This window comes from Fervidobacterium nodosum Rt17-B1, assembly GCF_000017545.1.
GTDB lineage: Bacteria > Thermotogota > Thermotogae > Thermotogales > Fervidobacteriaceae > Fervidobacterium > Fervidobacterium nodosum.
On the sequence record NC_009718.1, the window covers coordinates 1,190,254 to 1,213,629 of the forward strand.

Annotated in this window: 26 protein-coding genes, 1 tRNA gene and 1 pseudogene; 9 read left to right on the forward strand and 19 right to left on the reverse strand. The window is 36.9% G+C overall.

The genetic code is table 11. From position 1 onward, the window contains the following. The first annotated feature begins 63 nt into the window (after window positions 1-63). The 8 genes from FNOD_RS05715 to FNOD_RS05750 all read left to right on the forward strand — a co-directional run bounded on the left by FNOD_RS05715 (window position 64) and on the right by FNOD_RS05750 (window position 7,633). Complete coding sequence (locus tag FNOD_RS05715) at window positions 64-1,311, forward strand: uracil-xanthine permease family protein (RefSeq protein ID WP_011994252.1); 1,248 nt, start codon at window positions 64-66, stop codon at window positions 1,309-1,311. Between the two features lie 34 nt (window positions 1,312-1,345). Further along, on the forward strand, window positions 1,346-2,524 hold the full coding sequence (locus tag FNOD_RS05720) for a 5-(carboxyamino)imidazole ribonucleotide synthase (RefSeq protein ID WP_011994253.1): 1,179 nt from the start codon (window positions 1,346-1,348) through the stop codon (window positions 2,522-2,524). A 36-nt stretch (window positions 2,525-2,560) separates the two neighbouring features. Next, complete coding sequence (gene purE / locus FNOD_RS05725) at window positions 2,561-3,097, forward strand: 5-(carboxyamino)imidazole ribonucleotide mutase (protein ID WP_011994254.1); 537 nt, start codon at window positions 2,561-2,563, stop codon at window positions 3,095-3,097. Window positions 3,098-3,119: 22 nt separating this feature from the next. After that, entirely contained in the window at window positions 3,120-3,815 is a 696-nt protein-coding gene (locus FNOD_RS05730; RefSeq protein ID WP_011994255.1) for a phosphoribosylaminoimidazolesuccinocarboxamide synthase, read from the forward strand. After that, window positions 3,794-4,042, forward strand: a complete 249-nt coding sequence (gene purS / locus FNOD_RS05735) for a phosphoribosylformylglycinamidine synthase subunit PurS (protein ID WP_011994256.1) — start codon at window positions 3,794-3,796, stop codon at window positions 4,040-4,042. Before FNOD_RS05730 ends, purS begins: the two co-directional genes overlap by 22 nt. Beyond that, window positions 4,039-4,710 carry a phosphoribosylformylglycinamidine synthase subunit PurQ gene (gene purQ, locus FNOD_RS05740; RefSeq protein WP_011994257.1) on the forward strand — a complete coding sequence of 224 codons (672 nt, stop codon included), beginning with the start codon at window positions 4,039-4,041 and terminating at the stop codon, window positions 4,708-4,710. Before purS ends, purQ begins: the two co-directional genes overlap by 4 nt. Beyond that, window positions 4,707-6,506, forward strand: a complete 1,800-nt coding sequence (gene purL, locus FNOD_RS05745) for a phosphoribosylformylglycinamidine synthase subunit PurL (RefSeq protein WP_011994258.1) — start codon at window positions 4,707-4,709, stop codon at window positions 6,504-6,506. The genes purQ and purL overlap by 4 nt, the downstream gene beginning before the upstream one ends. Before the next feature lie 143 nt (window positions 6,507-6,649). Then, on the forward strand, window positions 6,650-7,633 hold the full coding sequence (locus tag FNOD_RS05750; RefSeq protein WP_011994259.1) for a hypothetical protein: 984 nt from the start codon (window positions 6,650-6,652) through the stop codon (window positions 7,631-7,633). Window position 7,634: 1 nt separating this feature from the next. Here FNOD_RS05750 and FNOD_RS09840 read toward each other — a convergent pair whose 3' ends face one another. From FNOD_RS09840 to FNOD_RS05765, 3 genes are all read right to left on the reverse strand, one after another. Further along, window positions 7,635-9,353 (reverse strand): HD-GYP domain-containing protein, encoded by a 1,719-nt coding sequence (locus FNOD_RS09840; RefSeq protein WP_011994260.1) that lies wholly within the window; start codon window positions 9,351-9,353, stop codon window positions 7,635-7,637. Between the two features lie 80 nt (window positions 9,354-9,433). Continuing rightward, window positions 9,434-10,831 (reverse strand): methyl-accepting chemotaxis protein, encoded by a 1,398-nt coding sequence (locus FNOD_RS05760; RefSeq protein ID WP_011994261.1) that lies wholly within the window; start codon window positions 10,829-10,831, stop codon window positions 9,434-9,436. Between the two features lie 127 nt (window positions 10,832-10,958). Next, a tRNA-Pro gene (locus tag FNOD_RS05765) sits at window positions 10,959-11,035 on the reverse strand. A 133-nt stretch (window positions 11,036-11,168) separates the two neighbouring features. Here FNOD_RS05765 and FNOD_RS05770 point away from each other — a divergent pair. After that, window positions 11,169-12,521: a response regulator gene (locus FNOD_RS05770; RefSeq protein WP_011994262.1), complete on the forward strand. Its 1,353-nt coding sequence runs from the start codon at window positions 11,169-11,171 to the stop codon at window positions 12,519-12,521. 11 nt (window positions 12,522-12,532) lie between these two features. Here FNOD_RS05770 and FNOD_RS05775 read toward each other — a convergent pair whose 3' ends face one another. From FNOD_RS05775 to FNOD_RS05850, 16 genes and pseudogenes are all read right to left on the reverse strand, one after another. After that, entirely contained in the window at window positions 12,533-13,423 is an 891-nt protein-coding gene (locus FNOD_RS05775) for an RluA family pseudouridine synthase (protein WP_049751112.1), read from the reverse strand. A gap of 103 nt (window positions 13,424-13,526) precedes the next feature. Next, window positions 13,527-13,943: pseudogene (gene lspA / locus FNOD_RS09845) on the reverse strand (signal peptidase II); the annotation flags it as partial. A gap of 80 nt (window positions 13,944-14,023) precedes the next feature. Then, window positions 14,024-14,875, reverse strand: a complete 852-nt coding sequence (locus FNOD_RS05785) for a CheR family methyltransferase (protein ID WP_049751017.1) — start codon at window positions 14,873-14,875, stop codon at window positions 14,024-14,026. Beyond that, window positions 14,814-15,593: a hypothetical protein gene (locus FNOD_RS05790; RefSeq protein WP_011994265.1), complete on the reverse strand. Its 780-nt coding sequence runs from the start codon at window positions 15,591-15,593 to the stop codon at window positions 14,814-14,816. Before FNOD_RS05790 ends, FNOD_RS05785 begins: the two co-directional genes overlap by 62 nt. A 35-nt stretch (window positions 15,594-15,628) precedes the next feature. Next, window positions 15,629-16,387, reverse strand: coding sequence for a YebC/PmpR family DNA-binding transcriptional regulator (locus FNOD_RS05795; RefSeq protein ID WP_011994266.1), 759 nt, complete (start codon window positions 16,385-16,387; stop codon window positions 15,629-15,631). 53 nt (window positions 16,388-16,440) lie between these two features. Next, complete coding sequence (gene clpP / locus FNOD_RS05800) at window positions 16,441-17,055, reverse strand: ATP-dependent Clp endopeptidase proteolytic subunit ClpP (protein ID WP_041257177.1); 615 nt, start codon at window positions 17,053-17,055, stop codon at window positions 16,441-16,443. Between the two features lie 51 nt (window positions 17,056-17,106). Next, window positions 17,107-18,408, reverse strand: coding sequence for a trigger factor (locus FNOD_RS05805; protein WP_011994268.1), 1,302 nt, complete (start codon window positions 18,406-18,408; stop codon window positions 17,107-17,109). A 71-nt stretch (window positions 18,409-18,479) separates the two neighbouring features. Continuing rightward, entirely contained in the window at window positions 18,480-18,863 is a 384-nt protein-coding gene (rplQ, locus tag FNOD_RS05810; protein WP_011994269.1) for a 50S ribosomal protein L17, read from the reverse strand. A gap of 1 nt (window position 18,864) precedes the next feature. Continuing rightward, complete coding sequence (locus FNOD_RS05815) at window positions 18,865-19,851, reverse strand: DNA-directed RNA polymerase subunit alpha (protein ID WP_011994270.1); 987 nt, start codon at window positions 19,849-19,851, stop codon at window positions 18,865-18,867. A gap of 5 nt (window positions 19,852-19,856) precedes the next feature. Then, the gene (rpsD, locus tag FNOD_RS05820) at window positions 19,857-20,486 is read right to left on the reverse strand and encodes a 30S ribosomal protein S4 (protein ID WP_011994271.1); all 630 of its coding nucleotides are present in this window, start codon (window positions 20,484-20,486) and stop codon (window positions 19,857-19,859) included. A 101-nt stretch (window positions 20,487-20,587) separates the two neighbouring features. After that, complete coding sequence (rpsK, locus tag FNOD_RS05825) at window positions 20,588-20,980, reverse strand: 30S ribosomal protein S11 (RefSeq protein WP_011994272.1); 393 nt, start codon at window positions 20,978-20,980, stop codon at window positions 20,588-20,590. A gap of 93 nt (window positions 20,981-21,073) precedes the next feature. Next, complete coding sequence (rpsM, locus tag FNOD_RS05830; RefSeq protein ID WP_011994273.1) at window positions 21,074-21,445, reverse strand: 30S ribosomal protein S13; 372 nt, start codon at window positions 21,443-21,445, stop codon at window positions 21,074-21,076. A gap of 46 nt (window positions 21,446-21,491) precedes the next feature. Next, window positions 21,492-21,608 carry a 50S ribosomal protein L36 gene (gene rpmJ / locus FNOD_RS05835; protein ID WP_011994274.1) on the reverse strand — a complete coding sequence of 39 codons (117 nt, stop codon included), beginning with the start codon at window positions 21,606-21,608 and terminating at the stop codon, window positions 21,492-21,494. Between the two features lie 41 nt (window positions 21,609-21,649). Further along, on the reverse strand, window positions 21,650-21,913 hold the full coding sequence (gene infA / locus FNOD_RS05840) for a translation initiation factor IF-1 (protein WP_083756826.1): 264 nt from the start codon (window positions 21,911-21,913) through the stop codon (window positions 21,650-21,652). Between the two features lie 47 nt (window positions 21,914-21,960). Continuing rightward, window positions 21,961-22,713, reverse strand: a complete 753-nt coding sequence (gene map / locus FNOD_RS05845) for a type I methionyl aminopeptidase (protein ID WP_011994276.1) — start codon at window positions 22,711-22,713, stop codon at window positions 21,961-21,963. Then, a complete protein-coding gene (locus FNOD_RS05850; protein WP_011994277.1) occupies window positions 22,710-23,366 on the reverse strand; it encodes an adenylate kinase in 657 nt (218 codons plus the stop codon). The genes map and FNOD_RS05850 overlap by 4 nt, the downstream gene beginning before the upstream one ends. Between the last annotated feature and the right edge of the window lie 10 nt (window positions 23,367-23,376).

Consider the following 23,376-nt stretch of genomic DNA (forward strand, 5'->3'; position numbering starts at 1 on the left):
TGTAAGAGAAAAAAAGTCAAATACCTTTAATTTCGCCCAGTGAGGCGAGAAAGGAGGAAAAGTATGGAAAAAACAGATATTATTGGCATTTCTCAGGAAAATCCCGCTAAAATCACCGAGTTTACATCAAACTTGCCTACCTCAAAGAAACTTATTCTATCACTTCAGCATTTCGTAGCCATGTTCGGAGCAACAGTATTAGTACCTCTTCTCACTGGATTAGATCCTCTCGTTGCACTCTTCACGGCAGGTCTTGGAACGTTACTTTTCCATTTTATCACCGGCGGAATTGTCCCAGTCTTCTTAGGTTCAAGCTTTGCTTTCATTGCCCCAATTATAATGGTTAAAGAAAAATACGGAGATATCAGATACTCGCTTGGTGGAATAGTAATAGCTGGAACAGTTTATCTAATCTTCTCCTTGATTGTCAAGCTGGTTGGTACGAATGTGATTAAGAAACTATTCCCTCCTGTGGTTACCGGTCCGATGATAATGGTGATAGGTTTAGGTCTCTCCCCTGTTGCGGTAAACATGGCATCGTCAAATTGGCCCATAGCGTTGGTAGTTATAATCACAGTTATAGCCTCTGCAACAATCTTCAAAGGATTTTTCTCACTCATTCCAGTCTTAACAGGTGTCTTCGTCGGTTACATCACATCGATACTCGCGGGAATAATTGATTACTCTCCTATCGTAAATTCAGCGTGGATTTCAGTTCCAAAGTTCATACTTCCAAAATTCGACTGGGCTGCGATAAGTTTAATTGCACCGGTGGCGTTTGTCACAGTTATGGAGCATATAGGTGATATAACAACAAACGGTGCAGTTGTTGGAAAGAATTTCTTCGAAAAGCCCGGTGTTCACAGAACGCTGCTTGGTGACGGATTGGCAACAATGGTGGCAGCTATGATAGGTGGTCCTGCAAATACAACGTACAGTGAAAACACAGGAGTACTTGCGATAACTAAAGTATATGATCCGTCTATTCTCAGAGGAGCAGCAATACTGGCTATGTTGGTAGCCTTCTTCTCAAAATTCGGGTCAGTGTTGCAAACTATTCCAACCGCCGTTATCGGTGGAGTTAGTTTAATCCTCTTTGGTATGATAGCCTCTATCGGTGTTAGAACACTTGTGGAAGCCAAAGTCGATTTCTCAAAATCAAGGAACTTAATAATAGCTGCACTTATCTTAACACTCGGTATAGGTGGAGCGAGTATAAAGATAGGTGGTATAGAACTAAAAGGCATGGCACTTGCCGCAATCTTTGGTATTATAGCGAATTTAGTGATACCAGAAAGCTTGGAAAAATAACAAAGTGAAACGCATAAAGCCGTGGGGGTTTTTGATGAATAGCTCAAAGCATCTTTATCCGTTTAAAACCTTAGGTTTTATCGGTGGCGGACAATTGGGGAAGATGATGGCAATCGAAGCTAAACGTATGGGTTTTCGAGTAATAGCTTTAGACCCGAATCCCAATTGTCCCATCTCAAATCTTTGCGATGAATTGATAGTAGGAAGTCTGTACGATGAAGATTCACTCATGAAGTTAGTTGAGAAATCGGATGTTGTGACATACGAAATAGAACATACAAATACCAATTTCCTGAAAGAATTGTACGATAAAGGTTACAATATCCAACCATCACCATATATCCTTGAGATAATCAACGATAAGCTTATCCAGAAGAAATACCTCATATCAAACGGTTTTCCAACTTCTAAGATATATGAATTAGATTTATCGAAATATTCTCAAGCATCAGAAAGAAAACATATCATTGAAGATTACAATATTACTTATCCATTTGTTCAAAAAGCCAGAAGAGGGGGGTACGACGGTAGGGGGGTTTTTGTTTTAAAAACGCAACAAGATTTAGATAAAATTATCCCCTCAGAGTCGTACATCGAAGAGTATGTTGATATAAAGAAAGAAATTTCCGTTCTTCTTGCAAGGGATAGAAATGGTAACATAAAGGTTTATGAACCGGTTGAAATGATATTTGCTGAGTTCGGGAATATTCTTGATATGTTGATTAGCCCTGCCAGAATAGGCGAAGAGATAAAAGAAAGAGCAAAGGATATTGCTATTAAATTGGTTGAAAAGCTCAATGGTATAGGAGTCTTTGCTATAGAAATGTTTGTAACATCTCAAGATGAAGTTTTAATTAACGAAATTGCTCCTCGTGTTCACAATTCCGGTCATCACACTATCGAATCTTGCTTTACAAGCCAATTTGAACAGCATATAAGAGCTATCTGCGACTTCCCACTTGGTAGTACTCATCAACACACACCAGCAGTCATGATTAATCTTCTTGGTGAAGACGGATACAACGGCAGACCTGTTGTTGAGAATCTCGAAGATGTATTCTCAACAGAGGGTGCATATTTTCATTTTTACGGAAAGACAAACACAGCACCACGAAGAAAGATGGGACATATAACTATTCTGGATGAAGATATTGAAAGAGCGATACAAAAAGCAATTTATTTAAAATCGAAAGTGAAGATTATAGCGAAATAAACTAAGTAAATCAAAAACCAGCTGGGGGCATTGAAAATGGAGAAAATGGAAAAAGTATCTCATCCTTTGGTGGGAATAATAATGGGTAGTGATTCTGATTTGAAAGTGATGAAAGACGCTGCAAGGGTTTTGGATGATTTTGGCATCCCGTACGAACTTACAATAGTCTCTGCACATAGAACTCCTGAGAGAATGTACAATTACGCAAAAAATGCTGAAGAAAGAGGCATAGAAGTGATTATCGCAGGAGCTGGTGGTGCTGCACACCTTCCCGGAATGGTCGCCTCCATCTCAACGCTTCCTGTTATAGGTGTTCCAGTGAAAGGATCGTCTCTTGATGGGCTCGATTCACTTTTGTCGATAGTCCAAATGCCAAAAGGTGTACCCGTGGCAACAGTTGCGATAAACAACGCGCAGAATGCTGGATTACTCGCTGTGCAGATACTTTCTGTAAAATACAAAGAATTAAGAGATAAACTGAGAGAATACAAAGAAAAATTGCAAACAGAAGTCGAAAGTAAGGCTAAGAAGCTTGAAGAGATAGGCTATGAGAAATACGGTGAGAATTTATAATACATTCCAGAGGTGAGAGAATATGAATATCGTTTCCGAAGGGAAAACAAAGAAAGTTGAAGACCTCGGTACAGAAGTGATGTTGCATTTTAAAGATGATATAACCGCAGGAGATGGAGCAAAACACGATGTGCTTCAGAATAAAGGTGCAATCTGTTCTGAAATCACCGCAAGATTGATGAAATATTTGAACGAAAAAGGCATTTACACAATGTATCTTGAATATTTGCCACCAAACAAGATAAGAGCAAGAAAATTGAAGATGATACCTCTTGAAGTAATCGTCAGATTCAAAAAAGCCGGTTCTTTTGTGAGAAGATACGGTGGAAACGAAGGAGAAGATTTACCATCACCACTTGTTGAATTCACTTACAAAAGTGATACGTTGCACGACCCACTTATGTGTGTTGAACACCTCGAAGTACTGGGCATTACAACAAAAGAGATTGCGCAAAGTATAATTCAACAAGCAAAGGAAGCGGGAAATTATTTAAAAGAATTTTTTGAAAGTCATTCAATCGAACTCTGGGATATGAAATTCGAATTCGGTCTGGACTTAGATGGAAAGGTCTGCTTGGGTGATGAAATCTCGCCAGATACAATGAGACTAAGAAAATCGGGCGAAATATTCGACAAAGATATATACAGAAGAGATTTAGGTAATCCATTAGAAAAATACGAGGTGGTGTTGAAATTATGCCAATCTATCGATTTATGATCGACATCCAGTACAAAAGCCACGTTAGAGACCCACGTGGAGAGACTATAAAAAGAGTCTTAAACGAAGAATACGCAATCCCCGTAACAAATCTTCGTCTTGGTAAATCTATACACCTTGAAGTGGAGGCTGAAACGAAAGAAGATGCACTAAAGCAAGTTGAAAAAGCTTGCGAAAAGTTACTTGTTAACACCGTAACAGAGACTTTTGAGGTGAAAGAAATATGAGCATTCCCATACCAAAAGCACAAGTTGTAGTTTACCCGGGAAGTAACTGTGATAGGGATGCTCTGTGGGCGCTAAAATATGTTGGATTCGATGCCGATTTTGTTGATATACACGGAAATATCGACGCAGACCTTGTGATCTTACCTGGAGGATTTTCTTACGGAGACTATTTAAGAGTCGGTGCAGTTGCTGCCAGAGAACCAATTGCCTATAAACTTAGAGAGTTTGTGAGCCGTGGGGGGCTTGTTATAGGTATCTGTAACGGTTTTCAGATACTCGTTGAGATGGGGTTGTTACCAGGGGCTTTGCTCCAAAATTCCTGTGGGCATTTCTTGTGTAATATCGTCGAACTTGAAGTTGTCGATAACACAACACCGTTCACAAGCTATTTCCAACAAGGTGAGGTAATTAAATTACCAATAGCACACGGATTTGGAAGGTACGTTAAAGTCGATGGCGCACAGACTGTCTTTAGATACACAAAAGATGTCAACGGTTCAGATGAATTAATCGCTGGGATAACAAATAGTTCAAAAAATATCTTGGGATTGATGCCACATCCAGAGCGGGCCATCGAAAAAATTCTCGGTTCAGATGATGGCTTAAGAGTATTTCTGAGTGTGTTCAATTACATAAAAGACCAGAAAAAAGAAGGTGTTGTGATATGAAATACCTTCATATCTTAGAATCGAAACTTGGCAGAAAAGCAACACGTGCTGAGATAGAAGCGTTCACAGTGATGTGGAGTGAACACTGTGGGTACTCTCACACAAAAGGATACATAAGACAACTTCCAAAGGTTGGTGTTGGTGGTAACGCAGGTATTGTACCACTCGATGATTACCATTTCTTAGCATTTAAAGTCGAAAGTCACAACCATCCGAGTGCAATTGAGCCATTCAACGGTGCTGCTACAGGTGTTGGAGGTATCATCAGAGACGTTCTTGCGATGGGAGCACGTCCTACTGCAATCCTTGATTCACTTCATATGGATAGAATTATCGAAGGCATAGTTGAAGGTATAGCCGATTATGGTAATTCCATAGGCGTTCCAACCGTTGGTGGAGAATTGAGAATATCTAATTACTATAAGCACAACCCACTTGTGAATGTAATGGCGGTTGGTGTTGGCAAAAATGAACATTTAATCCCATCGAAAGCATCTCATCCCGGACAAGTTATCGTAATATTCGGTGGTGCAACGGGACGTGATGGCATACACGGTGCATCGTTTGCATCGGAAGATTTAACTGGCGAGAAGGCAACGAAACTCTCTATACAAGTTGGTGATCCATTCGCTGAAAAGAATTTAATAGAAGCTTTCCTTGAAATGGTTGAAAAAGGTTTAGTCGAGGGCGCACAAGACCTCGGTGCTGGTGGCGTGTTATCAGCAACGAGTGAACTTGTCGCGCGTGGTGGACTTGGTGCTATTGTACATCTTGATAGGGTACCACTCAGAGAACCAGATATGCATCCGGTTGAGATACTGATAAGCGAAAGTCAAGAGAGAATGGCGGTTGTAACATCTCCCGAAAAGGCTCAAGAAATATTGAAAATTGTTAAAAAGCATCTGTTGTATGGAAACATCGTTGCCGAGGTTACAGACAGCGGAAGGTACGTTGCTGTTTATGGTGATGAAGTTGTGCTTGATGTCCCGGCAAGATTTCTTGAAGAATCACCAGAAGAAGCGATATACGAATACACACCAACGGAAATGCCAAAATTCAAGTGGATAAAATTCAGCGATGTCGATGCGAGCCAAGTTTTTGAAAGATACGATTACATGGTAGGTACAGATACTATCTTACCACCCGGTTTTGGACCAGCCGTTATGAGAGTCAAAAACTCAGTTGGTTACTCTTTATCCATCCACAGCCGAGCTGACATCGGTTTACAAAGTCCGTATTGGGGTGCTTATTTGACAGTGCTTGAAAGTGTTAGAAAAACTCTAAGTGTTGGTGCAAAACCGATCGCCATAACAGACGGTATAAATTATGCTGATCCAGACGTGGAACCAATGGGACTTGCCGCGCAGATGAGAGGGCTAAAAGATGCTTGTGAATTTTCAAATATCCCAGTTGCTTCTGGAAATGCATCACTCTACAACACATACAAAGGTAAAGGAATTCCACCAACACTTGTCATAGGAATGGTGGGAAAAACTGACAGTCATCTTGTGAATAGACCGAAAAAGGGACCTGTATACGCAGTTGGATTTAAGGACTTCAAACTTGAAAGAGAAAAGAAATTATGGAGTGAGATAGAGAAAATAGTCAATCAAAAATGTTTCGTTGTCAGTATGCACGATTACTCCAGAAGGTCAACCTTGGAAAATGCACTGAAAAACATCGGATACAATCCGAAATTAAACAGTCTAAGACATGAACCGGTTCACCAGTTGATCCTTGTCTTTGGAGAGCCAAAAACGGATTTACCGAAGGAAAGAACTGGATTCATATATTGACAATGTAAAGCCAAAAAATAAAAAATCCCGACCTAACAGTCGGGATTTTTTTAATATCGTTGTAAGTTTTTACATTTTTTGGTGTATAATCAAAATTAGAACTTGTCCCAAAATGTCCACAACCTTGAAAGGGGGAGTAGAGCATGAAAAGCTTAAAGAAGTTCTTAACGGTATTTTTGATTTTAGTAGGACTTGTGGTAATGTTCGCAGAAGGTGAACATGTGCATGACGAAGAATGTGGATGCGAAATTGCAGATGCACGTGACTTAGCTGTTGACACTTCGCTTCAGTTACCTGCTAATCTGTTGGATTCGGAGTTTTACGAGAAACTGATGGAATTAGAAGAAAACTTAAACCTTCTGTACGAGATAACGGAGGGCAAAGTTACTTACGAGGAATTTGATGAACTTGTTAATACAGTTATGAGTCTTGCCGATCAAATACTTTCATTTGAGGAACGAACAAATTCGTACATTGATTTATCAATCGAGGTATTAAGAGAAGAATTTCTAACAAATTTGTCTGATTCATTTGGTGAACTTATGAAGCTCATAGAGGATCTGAAGATAACTGTGGATATCCACGATGGTGACATATTGAAACTATACGAAACACTTGGATCATTGTCGGAAGAAATTAGTTTGTTATCCGAAAGAACTGCAGACTATGATGATTTAAAGGCTCAATTGGAAGAACTTTCGTTGAAGTTGGACTTACATGATCAAGACATAGTAAATATATACGACGTACTTGCCTACAAAGCTGATCTTTCACTTGTAGAACAGCTTGAAAATAAATTGAATGAACTTACAATTAGCTTGAAATCTGAAATAAACAATGGACTTGATGCAAGGATTGGACTTCTTGAGGAATACACCAACATGATATATGAAGTTGCAAATACGAAAGTTTCTGCTGAAGAGGTTGAGGAAATGATTTCTCCATTAAAAGATGAGGTCAACGATATTTCGAAAAAACTTACCGAAGTTGTTGAGAAGACTAGGAATCAAGACGTAGATATAATAAAACTTTACGACGCAATAGCAAAATTAGCAGAAGAGTTAAGACGCATTGGAGGTAGGCTTTCAACACTTGAAAGCTTGGTTAATGAATTAAGAAACAAATAACTCACGATGCTCTCATATTGTAAGTATTTAATTCATCCCACAAGCTTTTAATATATTCACTATTTTCAACAAAAATTCTTAATAGTACGGGGTCGAAATGTTCGGGACGGGTTCTATCGTCCCCTTTTGTTATTACTTCGAGAGTTTCTTCGTGACTCAACGCCCTCTTGTATGGTCTTTGTGAACGTAACGCATCGTAAACATCCACAAGCGCAACAATTCGTGCTTCGATAGGGATTTCCTCACCTTTCAAACCAAACGGATAACCAGAACCATCGTATTTCTCATGATGATACAAAGCTATCTTCCTTGCCACATCGAAATAATCTTTATCACCGAGTATCTTCGCACCGTAAAGTGTATGATTTTTCATCAGCGCAAATTCCTCATCGGAAAGTCTTGCAGGTTTATTTAACAATTCCTTCGGTACGAGTATCTTCCCTATATCGTGCAAGGGTGCGAAGGTTTTTATTTTATAAACTAATTCAGTTGGCAAACCTAATTTTTCTGCAAGAAAACCAGATAGCTCTCCAACACGTTCTATATGATTACCAGTCTCCTCATCGTAACTTTCAGCTATAACTGCAAGTTGCCGTGCAAAAGAAAGATACGCATCCTCAAGCTTTTCGGAAAGTTCCTCAAGAGCTCGGTAAGACTCCTCTAAATCTTCATTCGATGCTCTTAGTTCTTCCATTGTTGCTGATAGTTCATCTCTTAAGAATTCGTATTCCGATATAAGATTATTTACCTCATCGATTTTCGAATTAGGTAACGTATCTTCAACAAACTCCCTCTTTTCGGAAGATTTCTTCATGCTCTCTACAAGAGCGTTAAATGGTTCTGATAATTCATGTGAAAACTTTTTTGAGATAATTGAAACTACAGCAAATATGAGGAGCGTTAGAACAGTCATTAAAACAAAACCACTAAAAACTGGATAAATAACTTTGCCAAGATTGAACTGAACAAATACCACAGTTGGTGCTATAGCAGTCTTTTCATTTTCAAATAATATCAAATCAATATAGTAAACATTCAATCCACTTCGCACAACTTGTGGTTTTTTCTCTTCCGTTGATTTATGTACGAGCTCTCTTAGAACATCTTTATCTATTGATGTACCATTGTTTTCAATTAAAGAGAACACTTCGTTCAAATTCATTGTATACAATTTCAAATTGTGAATATCAAGAGTACTGACAAAGCCCTTTATATTCTGAAACATCTGAAAGTCATTCGAAATTTGCTCTTTAAAATGAATAGCGTAAAAATCATTTTTTACCTTTATATATATTTCCTGAGCAAAACCACTTTTTGTTAACCGCTTTTCGATGAAGTAATCAACGTCATCTATCAATTTATCTTTGACCCAGTCTGGAACATCGGCTTTTGTTATACCCTCTAACTCACATTGATTTAAACCTTGAATGAAATACTCTTTTCTAAAATCTTCAATTAGACTGCGTGCATTTTTCGTATCGTGAGAAATTCTGTGAACCAAATCGTCCAAAGCTTTTATTAGGGGCTCGTCTAATTTCAGGATGAATTCTGCTGCTGCATTTCTAATTTCCCTAACGGAATAGTCGAAATTCTTTCTGACCTGATTACTGTAATATTTGAACATATATAAAGAAATAGTTAGATAAACTACGGCTAATGCAATGACCGTTATTAAAACAACAAGTATAAATTTTTCCATGAGAAGCTTTCTTAACGTCATGCTCTCACTCTCTTTCGTGTATATTTCATGTGTCGTTGCCAAATCATTTTTTATTATATCATTAGTTCCTTAGAAGAATCTTAAATTTTATACCTTGCAACTATATCTTTTAGCATCTGAGCGTTTGCGGTTATCGTTTGAACATTTGCAGTAATTTCTTCAACGTTACTTGTGACCTCCTCGATATTCTCATGAACTATTTTAACATTGTCATTTATTTCCTCAACGTTCTTAGCATTTTCCGCCATCGCCTGCGCTATCTCGTCTGCTGCTGCCGTTTGCTCCTCAACAGCCGCTGCAATATCTTGCATCATGTGGTTGATTTTTTCGATTGCTCCAATGATTTCGTCTATCATCGTATCAGCCTTATCCACAAGCTTGTTACCTTCCTCAACACGGGAGACAATTTCACCAGAAACTTTATTAGCGTTCTCAGCGATTCCTTTAATCTCTTCAACAACCCTTCTTACATTGTCAGACGCTCTTTTACTTTCTTCCGCCAATTTCCTAATCTCATCGGCAACAACAGCAAAACCTCTTCCAGCTTCTCCAGCTCTTGCTGCTTCGATAGCTGCATTCAAAGCAAGTAAATTGGTTTGTTCGGCTATGGCATTGATAGTTTCAACAAAACCAGATATTTCTTCTGCACCTCTGTTGAAGCTCTCAACAACATTCTCAACATCTTTGGCTGAGCTGGAGATACCTTTCGTTGTCAGTATAACTTGTTTTAAAACACTACCAGCATCTTTTGCAAGTTTAACACTATCTTCAGCGAACATAACTGCCTGTTGAGTATTGTGAGCTATATTCTTCGTCGCACTACTGATTTCCTCAACTCCGGCTGTCGTTTCTTCAATAGCTGCCGATATACTCTCCACCCTCGAAGTAATTTCGTTCATCTGATTAACAATATTGATCATGTACTTTGCGATTGAATCATTTTCTAAGCTTAATTCGTTTATATTATCCGCCACACTTATAGCCTCATCACGAACTTGTCTCAAATTATCTCTCAAATAATCTATGGAAGCTTTAAATTCATTCAAAAGCGTACCAATCTCATCTTTACTATTCACCTGTTTAATTTCAATTGTTAAGTTGTTGTTTCTTAAAGATCTGGATGCACCTATAACAGGCTGTAAGTATCTCAATAAATAGTTCACTACAAAAAGTATAGTGGGAAAACTTGCTATTAAAACGGTGATTGGAACAACATACGCTATGAAGACTATCCTCGATTTAAAGAGTGATAACTTCCCTTCAAAATTTTTCTTCTCAGATTCGAATTTTAGAAAAGTCTCTTGCGAAACATTCGACGTTTCAGTATTAATATATTTCACAATAGACTCATAGTTATCCAGAATTTGCTTGAAATCGTTCAAAGAAGAATTAAACAGAATACCACCATAGATAGCCGCTAAGAACAAAACCACCACAGGCAATATACTTACCAGAAGAAGTTTGACACGCAAGCTCATACACTCTCACTCCTTCCGATAAATTTTTACCCCCCTACATATTATATCTATTATCACTTTTATGTCAAGAGCGATAATAAAAGAACGATAAAAAATCGGGGAAAACCCCCGACTGGATATTTTTTACTGGTCTGGGCGGTGGGACTTGAACCCACGACCACCAGATCCCGATTCTGGCGTTCTAGCCAACTGAACTACGCCCAGAAAAGTGTGATTTTAAAATTGCATATATTATTTTACCACAATCATTTCACTTTTCAAGTTATACAATTTAAAGCTTAATAAATGTATTTTTTGATATAATATTTTTAGACGATTTATTATAGGAGGCGACTACATGGATAAATTCAAAGTCTTAATAGTAGACGACTCAAAAACAATACACTATGAAATCGAAAATACAATAAAAAATATAACTGTTGAAAATATCCCCATTGAAATTTACCATTCTTACAGCTATTCAGATTCCACAAAGATTTACAATCCTGGAAAATACGCACTTGTTCTAACAGATTTGGTTATGGAAGAAGATAATTCTGGAATAAAAGTGATAAATTATATCCGAAATGAATTATCTGATGAGATAACACGCGTAGCATTGATGACAGCCAACCCTGAAAAAGTTCCACAAGACATTTTGATAAAAGATTATCAAATAAACGCTTACATTGAGAAAAAAACAATGAACGATTTTAGCTTAAAACTGACCGTTCTTTCGCTTTTAAGAGCATATAAAGATATGATTGCGTTTGAAAAGGCTATAAAATCAATAGATCACGTTATTCAAAACTCCAATCGAATGGATTTGGAGGAACTTTTGATAGAAACATTTTTCCAACTCCGCTCGTTTTTGAGTTTGAAAATGCCAAATATCGAAATTCAAGGGAAAATATATGTCGATAAACAACAAATTTTCCCCCCAAAGTCTGTTAAACATATAAGAACTTCACTTTCCCTAAAATACACCTTCGAGGAAGAAATTTCGGGAAAGAATGTGAAGTTAATTCTTGAGAGTTCAAAACAGCTTAACGATATAGATAAAGACTACATACGCGCGCTTTTATCTAATTTAAAGCAATCTTACTTTTATTCCACTTTATCAAGTGTTGAAAATGAACTTGTTTATAGATTAGCTAATCTAATAGAAACAAGATCTGAGGAAACAGGAAAGCACGTGGAGAGAGTTTCAGAAATATCGTACATTCTTGCATGCGAGTATGGTTTTGCGGAAAAAGAAGCTCAATTAATTAAGAATGCATCGGGATTGCACGATGTAGGAAAAGTAGGTATACCCGACCATATTTTGAATAAACCAGCAAAATTAACAGATGAAGAGTTTTCAATAATGAAAGAGCACACGCTTATCGGATTTGAACTATTGAGAAATTCCCATTTAAAAGTCTTTGAGTTAGGTGCTGTTATTTCTTTACAGCATCACGAACGATGGGACGGAAATGGATATCCTTATGGATTAACAAAAGAAGAAATTACTCCAGAAGCTCGTATAGTCCAAGTTGCAGATGTCTTTGAGGCACTAACACACGATAGATGTTACCGCCCAGCTTGGCCTGTTGAAAAGGCGATTGAATATATGCGTGATATGAAAGGTAAGCAATTTGACCCAAATCTAATAGAAATTTTTGATAGAAAATTACCAGATATCTTAGATTTGTTTGAAACATTAAAATAGTAAAAGCATTATTAAAGATTTTTATTTTTTCTAATGAAATCATCGAGCTTTTGTATGGCCTCTTTGAAATCTTGAGGAATTTTAGCTATGAATTTAACTTTTTCGCCTGTTCTCGGATGATAAAACGATAAGCTCAGTGCGTGAAGCATCTGTCTTTTGATACCGAATATTTCATCTTCTTTTGCCCTTCCGTAAACTTCATCTCCCATAAGCGGATGACCTATGTATTTCATATGGACTCTTATTTGATGAGTCCTACCTGTTTTTGGATATGCAAAGACTAATGCGGCGATATCACCAAATTCTCTTACAACTTTGTAATGAGTCAATGCGGGTTTGCCGTATTCTGAATTTGTTACTGTCATTTTTACTCTAAGAACAGGATTTCTCGCTATATTTATTTCTATATCGCCTTCTTTTCTCTTTGGTACACCTTTTACAAGGCAAATGTACAATTTTTCTGTTAACCTATCTTTGAATTGTTTTGTGAGTGACTGATGCGCAAGGTCGTTCTTAGCGATAACCATAACACCACTTGTATCTTTATCGAGCCTGTGGACTATCCCTGGTCTTAGAACTCCGCCTATCCCCTGTAAGTCTTTACAGTGGTACAGTACACCATTTACAATTGTTCCAGATGTGTGAGATGGAATTGGATGCGTTATTATACCTGGCTGTTTATTTATGACAAGAATATCTCTATCCTCATATATTATATCAAGTGGTATATCTTCAGGTAGGATTTCCGGTATCTCGGGGGCCTCTGGAGCATTCAAGGTAATTATATCCCCAGACTTCACCTTGTAACTCGGCTTCTTTGAAGTCCCATTGACCAATACTTCCCCGTTCTTTATCGCTCTTTGTATGAAGGTCCTCGATATCCATTCTGGTGTTTTCTCCATAACGAATTTGTCCAATCTCCATCCGTTTTCCCTTGATGTAACTTGTATATCCACTAAATTTTTCCCTCCTATTATCTGTGGTGTGTTTACTGTTTTTTTCCTTTATTTCTTGCTTTATAAATATTAAAATTAGTCCTAAGCTTCCGAAAAAAATAAACATATCTGCAACGTTAAAAACGGTTGGCCAGTATTTCATCGTTAGAAAATCTATCACATAGCCAAACCTTATCCTGTCAATCAAATTTCCGAGCGCTCCACCAACGATAAAAGCTAAGTATTTTTCTGTGCTTTGGCTGATTTTTACGTATCTAGGTATTAAAGAAATTGCGACGATTATCGCGAGCGATAGATATATTACTATTTCCTTTACACCTGCAAATAGTCCAAATGCAATGCCACGATTTGTCGCAAATGTTAGATAAAAGAAATTAAATATCGGTATATATTTTACTTGAAGAAATAAACTTGCTAAGTGTTTTGTAATTTGGTCAAGCGTAACAGCAAGGACAACCCAAAACACAAAATCAGTCCCTTCACTTATATTAAAAAGATAAGAAGATAATAAATCGGCAGACTCTCTGCCGATTTTAAATTGTTTTTTCAAATCTTTCTATAAATAAACGGAGAAGCTACTTCGAGATTGAGTGCTTTGTAATTGAATATTCTCTCGGTATTTCCAACAAAGAGTATTCCGCCATGTTTTAAACTTTCAGAAAATTTACGATATAACATATCTTTCGCTTCCATCTCAAAGTATATAACAACGTTTCGACATGTTATAAGGTCAAAGTCTTTTTCGAATGGATCTTGAAGAAGATTATGCTTTCTAAATTGAACGCGCGCCTTTACGTTTGGTTTGACTATGTACCTTCCATCTTTAACTATGAAGTATTTTTGAATGTATTCCGGAGGAGTGCTAACCATTGAGCGCTCGTCGTACTCACCAATTTGTGCTTTTGTCAAAACTCCCATATCTATATCAGTGGCTAATACTTTCACACTCGAGGGCGCTTTTAATTCTTCTAGAAGTATGGCTATGGTATAAGGTTCTTCACCAGAAGAACAACCAGCGCTCCAGGCTTTAAACCTCGAACCGCTCTTTGCCAAAAGTTCAGGTAAAAATTTATCCCTTAGTTCGAACCACTTCTCAGGATTTCTGAAGAATTCTGTAACATTTATCGTTAACTTATCAAGGAATTCATCTTTTTTCTTGTTATCTTTCAGTATCATATCAAGATACTCTTTATACGATTTGCAATTGTACTTCCTAATAAGCATTTCTATTCTTCTTTTGACTCTTTCCGGCTTGTATCCAGAAAGATCTAAATTCATTATATCTTTTATTCTTTTAACAAACCACTCGAATTCTTCCCATGGCAATTCATGAACTTCACCAGATTGGAAACTCGACAGCCAAGCGAACTTTTTCTCCTTGTTGTCGTCCAACGACATATATCTCACCTACCTTCCATACAATACTCCCATTTATCCCAGGTGAATTTATATTATTAACAATATTAAATTCAAAGTTATCTCCTTTTAAGGAAAAGCCAAATTCAGAATTAATCTTTCCATCAGCTAAGTACAACAAATAGTAAATTAGTAGACTTTCTTTCACATAATTTATTCCCATTCCGGATTTATTTCCAAAAAATGCGTAAATACCCTTACCTGCTCCAAATATATAATTATTATCAATCTTCTCAACAAATAATGTGTATCCAAGTATGTTTAACGAAACATTTAGATTTTTCGAATCTCCTATAATCGAAAAATTATCGTCGATGTAAAAAAGTTTGTCGCCATAATAACCAGCTTTGAGCCAAGTCGAATACCAAACTTTTTGTGCGGGGTTTATGAATGTCGTGAAAGGTATTTGATTGATAAAATCATATGTAACTTTGTACGGATAATCTTCAAAATGAAATTTGTCTATGATATCTGAAAACTTGGCGTCTATTTGTGGAAAACCCATTTTGATTTTTACATCAACGGGCAGGTAAAACCTTACATCAAACTTCCAAAAGTTAAAATTGTATCTTAGTGTAAAGCCATAAACATTATCAAATGGAGAGACGTTAAAAAATAACGTCTCTCCAAACATAAAACTAGTATTCAATAAAGATAAAATTACTATTAAAAATAAAGATGCATATTTAACTTTTTTCATCTACTTGCACCTTATTAAAAAGTAGAAATTTGGTATCAACCTTCAAGTTTTGCCATTATTGCTTCAAGTTCTGCATCGTCTATGTCAAAGTTTCCAAATACTTCTTGTACATCATCGTTATCTTCAAGTGCATCGATGAGCTTAAGTACTTTTTCCGCGTCTGAACCTGTCACTTTAACTGTGTTCTTTGGCTTGTATGTTATCTTTGATTCTCCTTCAAATCCATTCTTTGCGAGTGCTTCTTTTACTGCTGTTAACGATTCTGGAGCTACGTAGACAATTACTGGATCTCCTTCTTCTATATCTTCCGCGCCAGCATCGATTGCCAATAATGTAAATTCATCCATATCGGAAATCTTCGAAGCAGAAATTTCGATAGCACCTTTTCTTTCAAATATCCAAGCAACTGAACCACTTTCCGCAAGTGAGCCACCATTTTTGCTGAGTATGTGTCTTAACTCTTGGGCTGTTCTGTTTTTGTTATCTGTCAACGCAAGTATGTAAAGTGCAACTCCACCTGGTGCGTAAGCTTCGTATATAATCTCCTCATATTTTTCGCCTTCCAATTCTCCTGTACCTTTTTTAATTGACCTTTCAACTGTATCTTTTGGCATATTAGCTTCTCTTGCTTTTTCAAGAACTGCCCTTAACCTTGGGTTTGTGTCTGGGTTTCCGCCACCTTCTCTTGCCGCAACAATAATTTCCCTAATCAATTTTGTGAATATCTTTGACCTTTTAGCGTCTTGTGCGGCTTTCCTATGCTTAATATTTGCCCACTTATTGTGACCTGACATAATCTCTCCTCCTTTAAAATACCTCTCCAATTGATTCTAATTATTAAAATATTTTATCTCTCGCCTGGTTTAATCACCTTATCAATTATACCATATTCCATAGCCTCTTGTGCACTCATAAAGAAATCTCTGTCAGTATCTTTTTCTATTCTTTCTATATCTTGCCCAGTATGTTTACTGAGAATCTCGTTTATTATCCTTTTTATTCTTAGTAATTCTTTCGTTAGTATTTCAACATCTTTGGCACTGCCTTCCGCTCCACCTAATGGTTGGTGAATCATTATCCTACTGTTGGGAAGTGCAAACCTTTTACCTTTTGCACCAGCTGCAAGTAATACAGCTCCCATTGACGCAGCCTGACCAACGCATATCGTCGCAACATCACATTTTACGTATTGCATTGTATCGTATATAGCCAATCCAGCCGTTACAAGACCACCGGGTGAATTTATGTAAAGCTGGATATCTTTATCTGGATTTTCTGCTTCAAGGAAAAGAAGCTGTGCAACAACAAGGTTAGCAACATGGTCATCTATTGCACTGCCAAGGAAGATAATCCTATCTTTGAGGAGTCTTGAGTAAATATCGTAAGCTCTTTCATAGCGACCTGTGCTTTCGATAACTATTGGGACGTATTGATCGAGTATTTTTTTAAGTTCTCTATCCATTTCCATGCTTTATCACCACTTTTCATCTTTTTCAAACTTCAAATTCAAAAATTATTCTGACTTTTCTTCTTCATTTTTCTCATCTTTGTTGAAAGAAACTTCTTCAACCTGGACTTTGTCTATAAGTAAGTTTGCGACTTTTGATTCGACTATATCCATTATAACTTCGTTTCTGAGATCTATTCTTGATTTAATCAAAGCTTCTGCTCTATCTGGGCTTACTCCCCATTCAACTGAAACTATTTCCGCATATGCTTTTATATCCTCATCGTTAACTTTTACATCGTTTTCCTCGGCTAATTTTTTAACTACAAGGTCTTTCTTGATAAGGTTGATGTAATAGTTTTTAAACTCCTCAACGAGTTTTTCTTCACTACCGTAGCTTTTGATATAATCGTCGTATTTTCCTTCTTCTTTTAAATTATCTATTATATTTTCAACAGCTCTTTGAATTGTTTTTTCACTAATATCAATTTCTGTTGCTGATGGTATTTGGTCAATTATCTGCATTCTATAAGAATCGCCTAATTCTCTATCGTATATTTCCTTACCCTCGTTTCTGAACTTTTCCTTTAAACCTTCCAATGTTTCAACATTTTCTATAGCAAGGCTTTTGACAAATTCATCGTTCAAAACGGGGAGTATTCTATTATATATTTCTTCGACTTCTAGTATATATTTATAGGTAATTTTCTCATTTTCGCTTTTTTCAAATGTCTTCTCAAATTCAACAGTATCACCTTTTTTCTTACCATAAAGCTGTTTGACAGCATCTCTTTCATCGTCTTTTAAAAGTAAGTATTCTCTTTCTTCATGGTCTCTAATTGCTTTTTCGTTCAGTAAAACAGTTTCCTTAACCTTGACAACATCACCCTCTTGTGCTTCTCCCTCTTTTGGTTCAAGAACAGCATGTTCATCTAACATATATTTTACTCTCATTTCGACATAACTTTCAAGCACTTCATCCTCTTTTGCTTTTCTAACTTTAATTTTAGACGGGTCGAACGTTACTTCTGGTTCGAGGTGAAGCTCAACAACAACTTTTCCACCATTAGCATCAAATCTTGCATCAACGATAACTGGAGGAATAACAACACTTATATTTTCTTTGTCGAGTTCATCTTCGACTTCTATTATCGCTTCATCTGCTACATAAATATTATAGAATGCATCTTTAAGTCTAAGTTTGTATATCTCCTTTGGAACTCTTCCTACTCTGAATCCTTCTATTTGATATCCTTTGCTGTTAAGTGAATTTACGGCTTTATCTTCTAATCTTTTAACATCGTTGGCATCAAAAATATATTCTTTTACAATGACATTTTTATCTTTTTCTAATTCATTAATTTGCATTACTACACCTCCTAATTTTTCACTTTAAAAAGGGGCAATTTCGCCCCTTTTTATAGGTTAATTACAGAAAATTACTCTACTATTTGCAATACTGAAACTTCTGCACCGTCGCCCCTTCTTTGACCAACTTTTATTACTCTTGTGTATCCACCGTTTCTGCCTGTGTATTTTGGTGCAATCTCGTCGACAAGTTTGTTAACAAGTTTTCTATCTCCAAGTTCTGCAAAAAGTTGTCTTCTTAACGCTATACTTTCTTCTTTATTCTCATCTTTTATTTTGTAAGCTTTTACTGCTTTTGTTATAAGTTTTTCAATATATTCTTTTCCTACCTTTGCCTTTACCGTTGTTGTCATTATTGTGCCGTGTTCTATGATTTCTTTTGCAAGGTTTCTCATGAGTGACCTTCTGTGTGAACCGTATCTATTTAGTTTATTTCTCTTCATCCTGTGTCTCATTTCATTTGTCCCCCTTTCTTAGTGACAGACCAAATTTGTCACGGAGTTTTTCTCTTACTTCCTCGAGAGATTTGAGGCCAAAATTCTTTATTTTCATCAACTCTTCTTCTGTTCTTGATAACAGATCACCTATTGTCTCTATCTTGTCTCTCTTCAAACAATTAAGTGATCTTGCAGATAGTTCTAGTTCTTCAACTTTTTTGCTCATTACATCTTCTGGCGAACCTATTTCTTCTGTTACTACTGCAGTTTCTTGTATTATTGGTATTGGTAATTCCTCAACATCACTAAGACTTTGTTCGATAAACATAAAGTGGTCAAGAATTATTTTTAGTGAATGCTTCAAAGCTTCAGATGGTTTTATGCTCTTCTTTGTCCAAATTTCAAGAATGAGTTTTTCATAGTCCGTTCTTTTATCAACACGAACATTTTCAACAAGCCAATTGACTTTTATAACTGGGCTGTAGACTCCATCTAAAACAATCCAACCTATTTCTGGTCTTTCATTTCTATCTGCTGCCGGGACAAAGCCTTTTCCAAATGTTGCATAGAGTTCTATTTCTAAATCAGCGTCTTCGTTCAGCGTTGCAAGGTAATGACCTGGATTGACCACAACTACTCCCGCTGGGCATTCAATATCCCCTGCCGTAAGTACTCCAGGTCCTTTTTTATTTATCGTTAATTTCACAGGCGATTCAACGTAGGTATCAACGCGTAATTGCACTTTCTTAAGATTCAAGAGTATATCCATTATGTCTTCTTTTGCGCCTTCGATTGTATCAAACTCATGGTATTTTTCTGGTTTTACGAATCTTACATCAGTTATTGCAAAACTTGGAATAGAAGAGAGGAGAACTCTTCTAAGTGTATTCCCAACTGTTACGGCGTAACCTTTTTCAAGCGGTGAGAGGGAATACCTTGCATAATAATGGTCCTCGTGTTCTACCTGCTCTTCTAATTTGAATTTCCTTCCTGTAATTTGAATCATTAAGATCACCTCGAGTAGAATTCGACAATAGCCTGTACGTTAACTGGGAGATCAATAATTTCTTCTAATTTTGGATTTCTTACGTATACTCCTTTAAATTGATCGTAATCAACTTCAAGCCAATTTGAAATTGCTCTACCTTTATTTAGCTCTATTGCTTGTTTGATTGGTTCTATTGTTCTGCTTCCTTCTTTTATAGAAATAACATCACCTGGTCTGACTTGGTATGATGGGATGTCAACTTTCTTCCCGTTTACAAGTACATGTCCGTGAGAGACAAGTTGTCTTGCTGCTCTTCTGTTAATTGCGAATCCAAGTCTGTAAACAACATTATCAAGTCTTCTCTCAACTTGTGCTACCAGGTTTTCACGGGTATCGCCAGATTGTTTGACAGCTCTTTCGTAGTATATTCTAAATTGTTTCTCAAGTACTCCGTAAATTCTCTTCATTGTTTGTTTAGCTCTGAGTTGGAGAGCATATTGTGTTAGTTTTTTCTTTTCTCTACCGTGTTGTCCAGGTGCGAATGGTCTCTTGTCAAATGGACATTTCTCGCTGAAGCATCTTTCACCCTTAAGGTACAATTTCATTCCTTCTCTTCTACACAATTTGCACAAAGGCCCTGTGTTTCGTGCCATTATTTTCCCTCCTTTGGTTTCAAAAATCAGATGTAACTTTTCTTAGCCCTCTCTTACAAAGTTTACTAAGTTTATCTATATCGATTCAATTATTTCACGTATTATACTCTTCTTCTTTTTGGAGGTCTACAACCGTTAAATGGGATTGGTGTAGCATCTCTTATATTGTCAATTTCTAGTCCAGCTGCTTGAAGAGTTCTTATAGCTGTTTCTCTTCCAGCACCAGGTCCTTTGACAATAACGTCAACTCTTTTAATTCCCATTTTGACAGCATCTTTCGCTACTTTATCGGCTGCAAGTTGTGCTGCGTACGGTGTACCTTTCCTTGTACCTTCAAAACCTGTCGTTCCACCGCTTGCCCAGCTTAAAACGTGTCCTGTTGGATCTGTCAAGCTGATTATTGTATTATTGTATGTTGACTTTATGTGGACTACACCATGATCAACCGCTACTCTTTTCTTTTGTTTTGTTCTTGTTGTTCGGCCTTTTGCCATTATTTTCCCTCCTTTTACATTTCTTCCATACTTTTACATGCACTCGCTAGTTACAAGTTAAACATCTTTTCGGGTCCGATTTTAAAGAAAAACTTATTTACCCTTTTTCTTAATTCTGCTTGGTCTTGGACCTTTTCTTGTACGGGCATTTGATCTTGTTCTTTGACCTCTAACTGGAAGCCCTAACTTGTGCCTTAAGCCGCGGTAACATCCTATATCCATTAATCTCTTTATATTTCTCATCACTTCTGTTCTGAGTTCACCTTCTACTTTGTAATTCTGTTGAATGAAAGAAGCTATTTTGCTTATTTCATCCTCAGTAAGTTCTTTAACTCTCTTGTCAGGGTCTACACCTGTATTCTTACATATTTCCATTGCGCGTGTTGGTCCTATACCGTAGAGATATCTCAATGCAATATGTACTTTTTTATTACTTGGTATTTCAACACCAACGATACGAGCCATTAATCTCCCTCCTTAATTCTATCTCTCAACTATTAATACTTAGTACTTAACCTTGTCTCTGATTATGTTTTGGGTTTACTTTACATACAACGTAAACTTTTCCTCTTCTACGGATAACCTTACAATATTCGCATCTTTTTCCAACTGATGCCTTTACTTTCATACTTAATCTCTCCTTTCGGATATATTCATTTTATTTTTCAATTATTCGTCGTCATCTAGTATCTCTTCTTCGCCCTTTGAGTCAAGTTTCTTTCTGTAAACTATTCTTCCACGAGTGAGGTCGTAGATTGTAAGTTCAACGACTACCCTATCACCTGGTACAAGCCTTATAAAGTTTTTGCGCATTTTACCAGAAACATGAGCGAGCACTTTAAAACCGTTGTCGAGTTGTACTCTGAACATAGCATTTGGTAGTGCTTCAACTATTGTTCCTTCCATTCGTATGACGTCTTCCTTGTTTTTCAGATAAATCACCTCGCGAATACGAAAGTTTCTCTCAGTTTAAGCTTGTATTATTCGGCAAGAGTTAAAATTTCATAACCGTCTTCTGTCACTGCTATCGTGTGTTCAAAGTGTGCCGCTCTCTTGCCATCCCTCGTTACAACCGTCCAACCATCATCTAATATAACCACGTGCCAGCCGCCTTCAGTAACCATTGGTTCTATCGCAATTGTCATTCCCGCTTTAAGTGTTATACCTGTACCTGGCTTTCCATAATTCGGTACTTGTGGGTCTTCATGCAAAGACTTTCCTACTCCATGCCCTACAAAATCTCTTACAACACCAAAACCATGACTTTCAACGTAATTTTGGACTGTAAAAGAAACATCTCCTAATTTTATGCCAGGTCTTATTATTTTTATAGCCTCAAAGAGAGATTCCTGAGTAACTTTTACAAGTTTTTCACCAACTTCATCTGTTTGACCAACTATGTAGCTTATCGCTCCATCTCCATAGTAACCATCATAAATTGCTCCAACATCTATTGAAACTATATCACCTTTTTTTAAAACTTTCTTCTTCAGCGGAAAACCATGTATAACTTCGTCATTTACTGAGACAGTTGTTATATATGGATATCCACCATACCCTTTAAACGCAGGTTTACATTTAAGCTCTTTCAAAATCTTTTCAGCTAAGATTTCTATATCATGGGCGGTTGCACCCTCTACCACTAATTTTTTTGATTCCATAAGTATAGTACCAACCGCCCGACCAGCTATTTTCATTTTCTCAATTTCTTCTCTCGTCTTAAGTCTTATCATTTCTTTTCAAAGCCACCTAATATATTAAACAATATTTTCATTACTTCTTCTACACTTTTTCTGCCATCTAATGTAAAAAGTTTGTTTTGATTTTTATAATATTCGATTAACGGCGATGTTTTTTCGATATAGACTCTGTATCTGCTCCTTACGATATCTTCTTTGTCGTCATCTCTTTGTATTAATGTTCCACCACAATCATCACAAATGCCTTCAACTTTAGATGGAAGAGTAATTACGTTATAAACCTTACCACATTTGGAACAAACACGTCTTGTGGATATTCTCTGAACTACCGTTTCTTCGTCTACTTCAAAGTAAATAGCACCATCTAATTCCTTACCCATTTTTTTGAGCATTTCATTTAAAGCTTGGGCTTGATTTAATGTCCTTGGATAACCATCGAGTATAAAGCCTTTTTTACAATCGTCTTGTTTCAAGCGTTCTTCGACAAGTGCATTTGTTAGTTCATCCGGAACGAGATTTCCTGAATTCACTATATCCTGGACTTTTCTACCAAGTTCGGTACCTTTTGCTATCGCTTCTCTGAAGATATCTCCGGTTGATATATGAGGTATAATGTATTTTTCCACAACTCTTTTAGCATATGTACCTTTACCTGCACCCGGAGGTCCGAGGAATATAAGGTTCATAATTTTCACC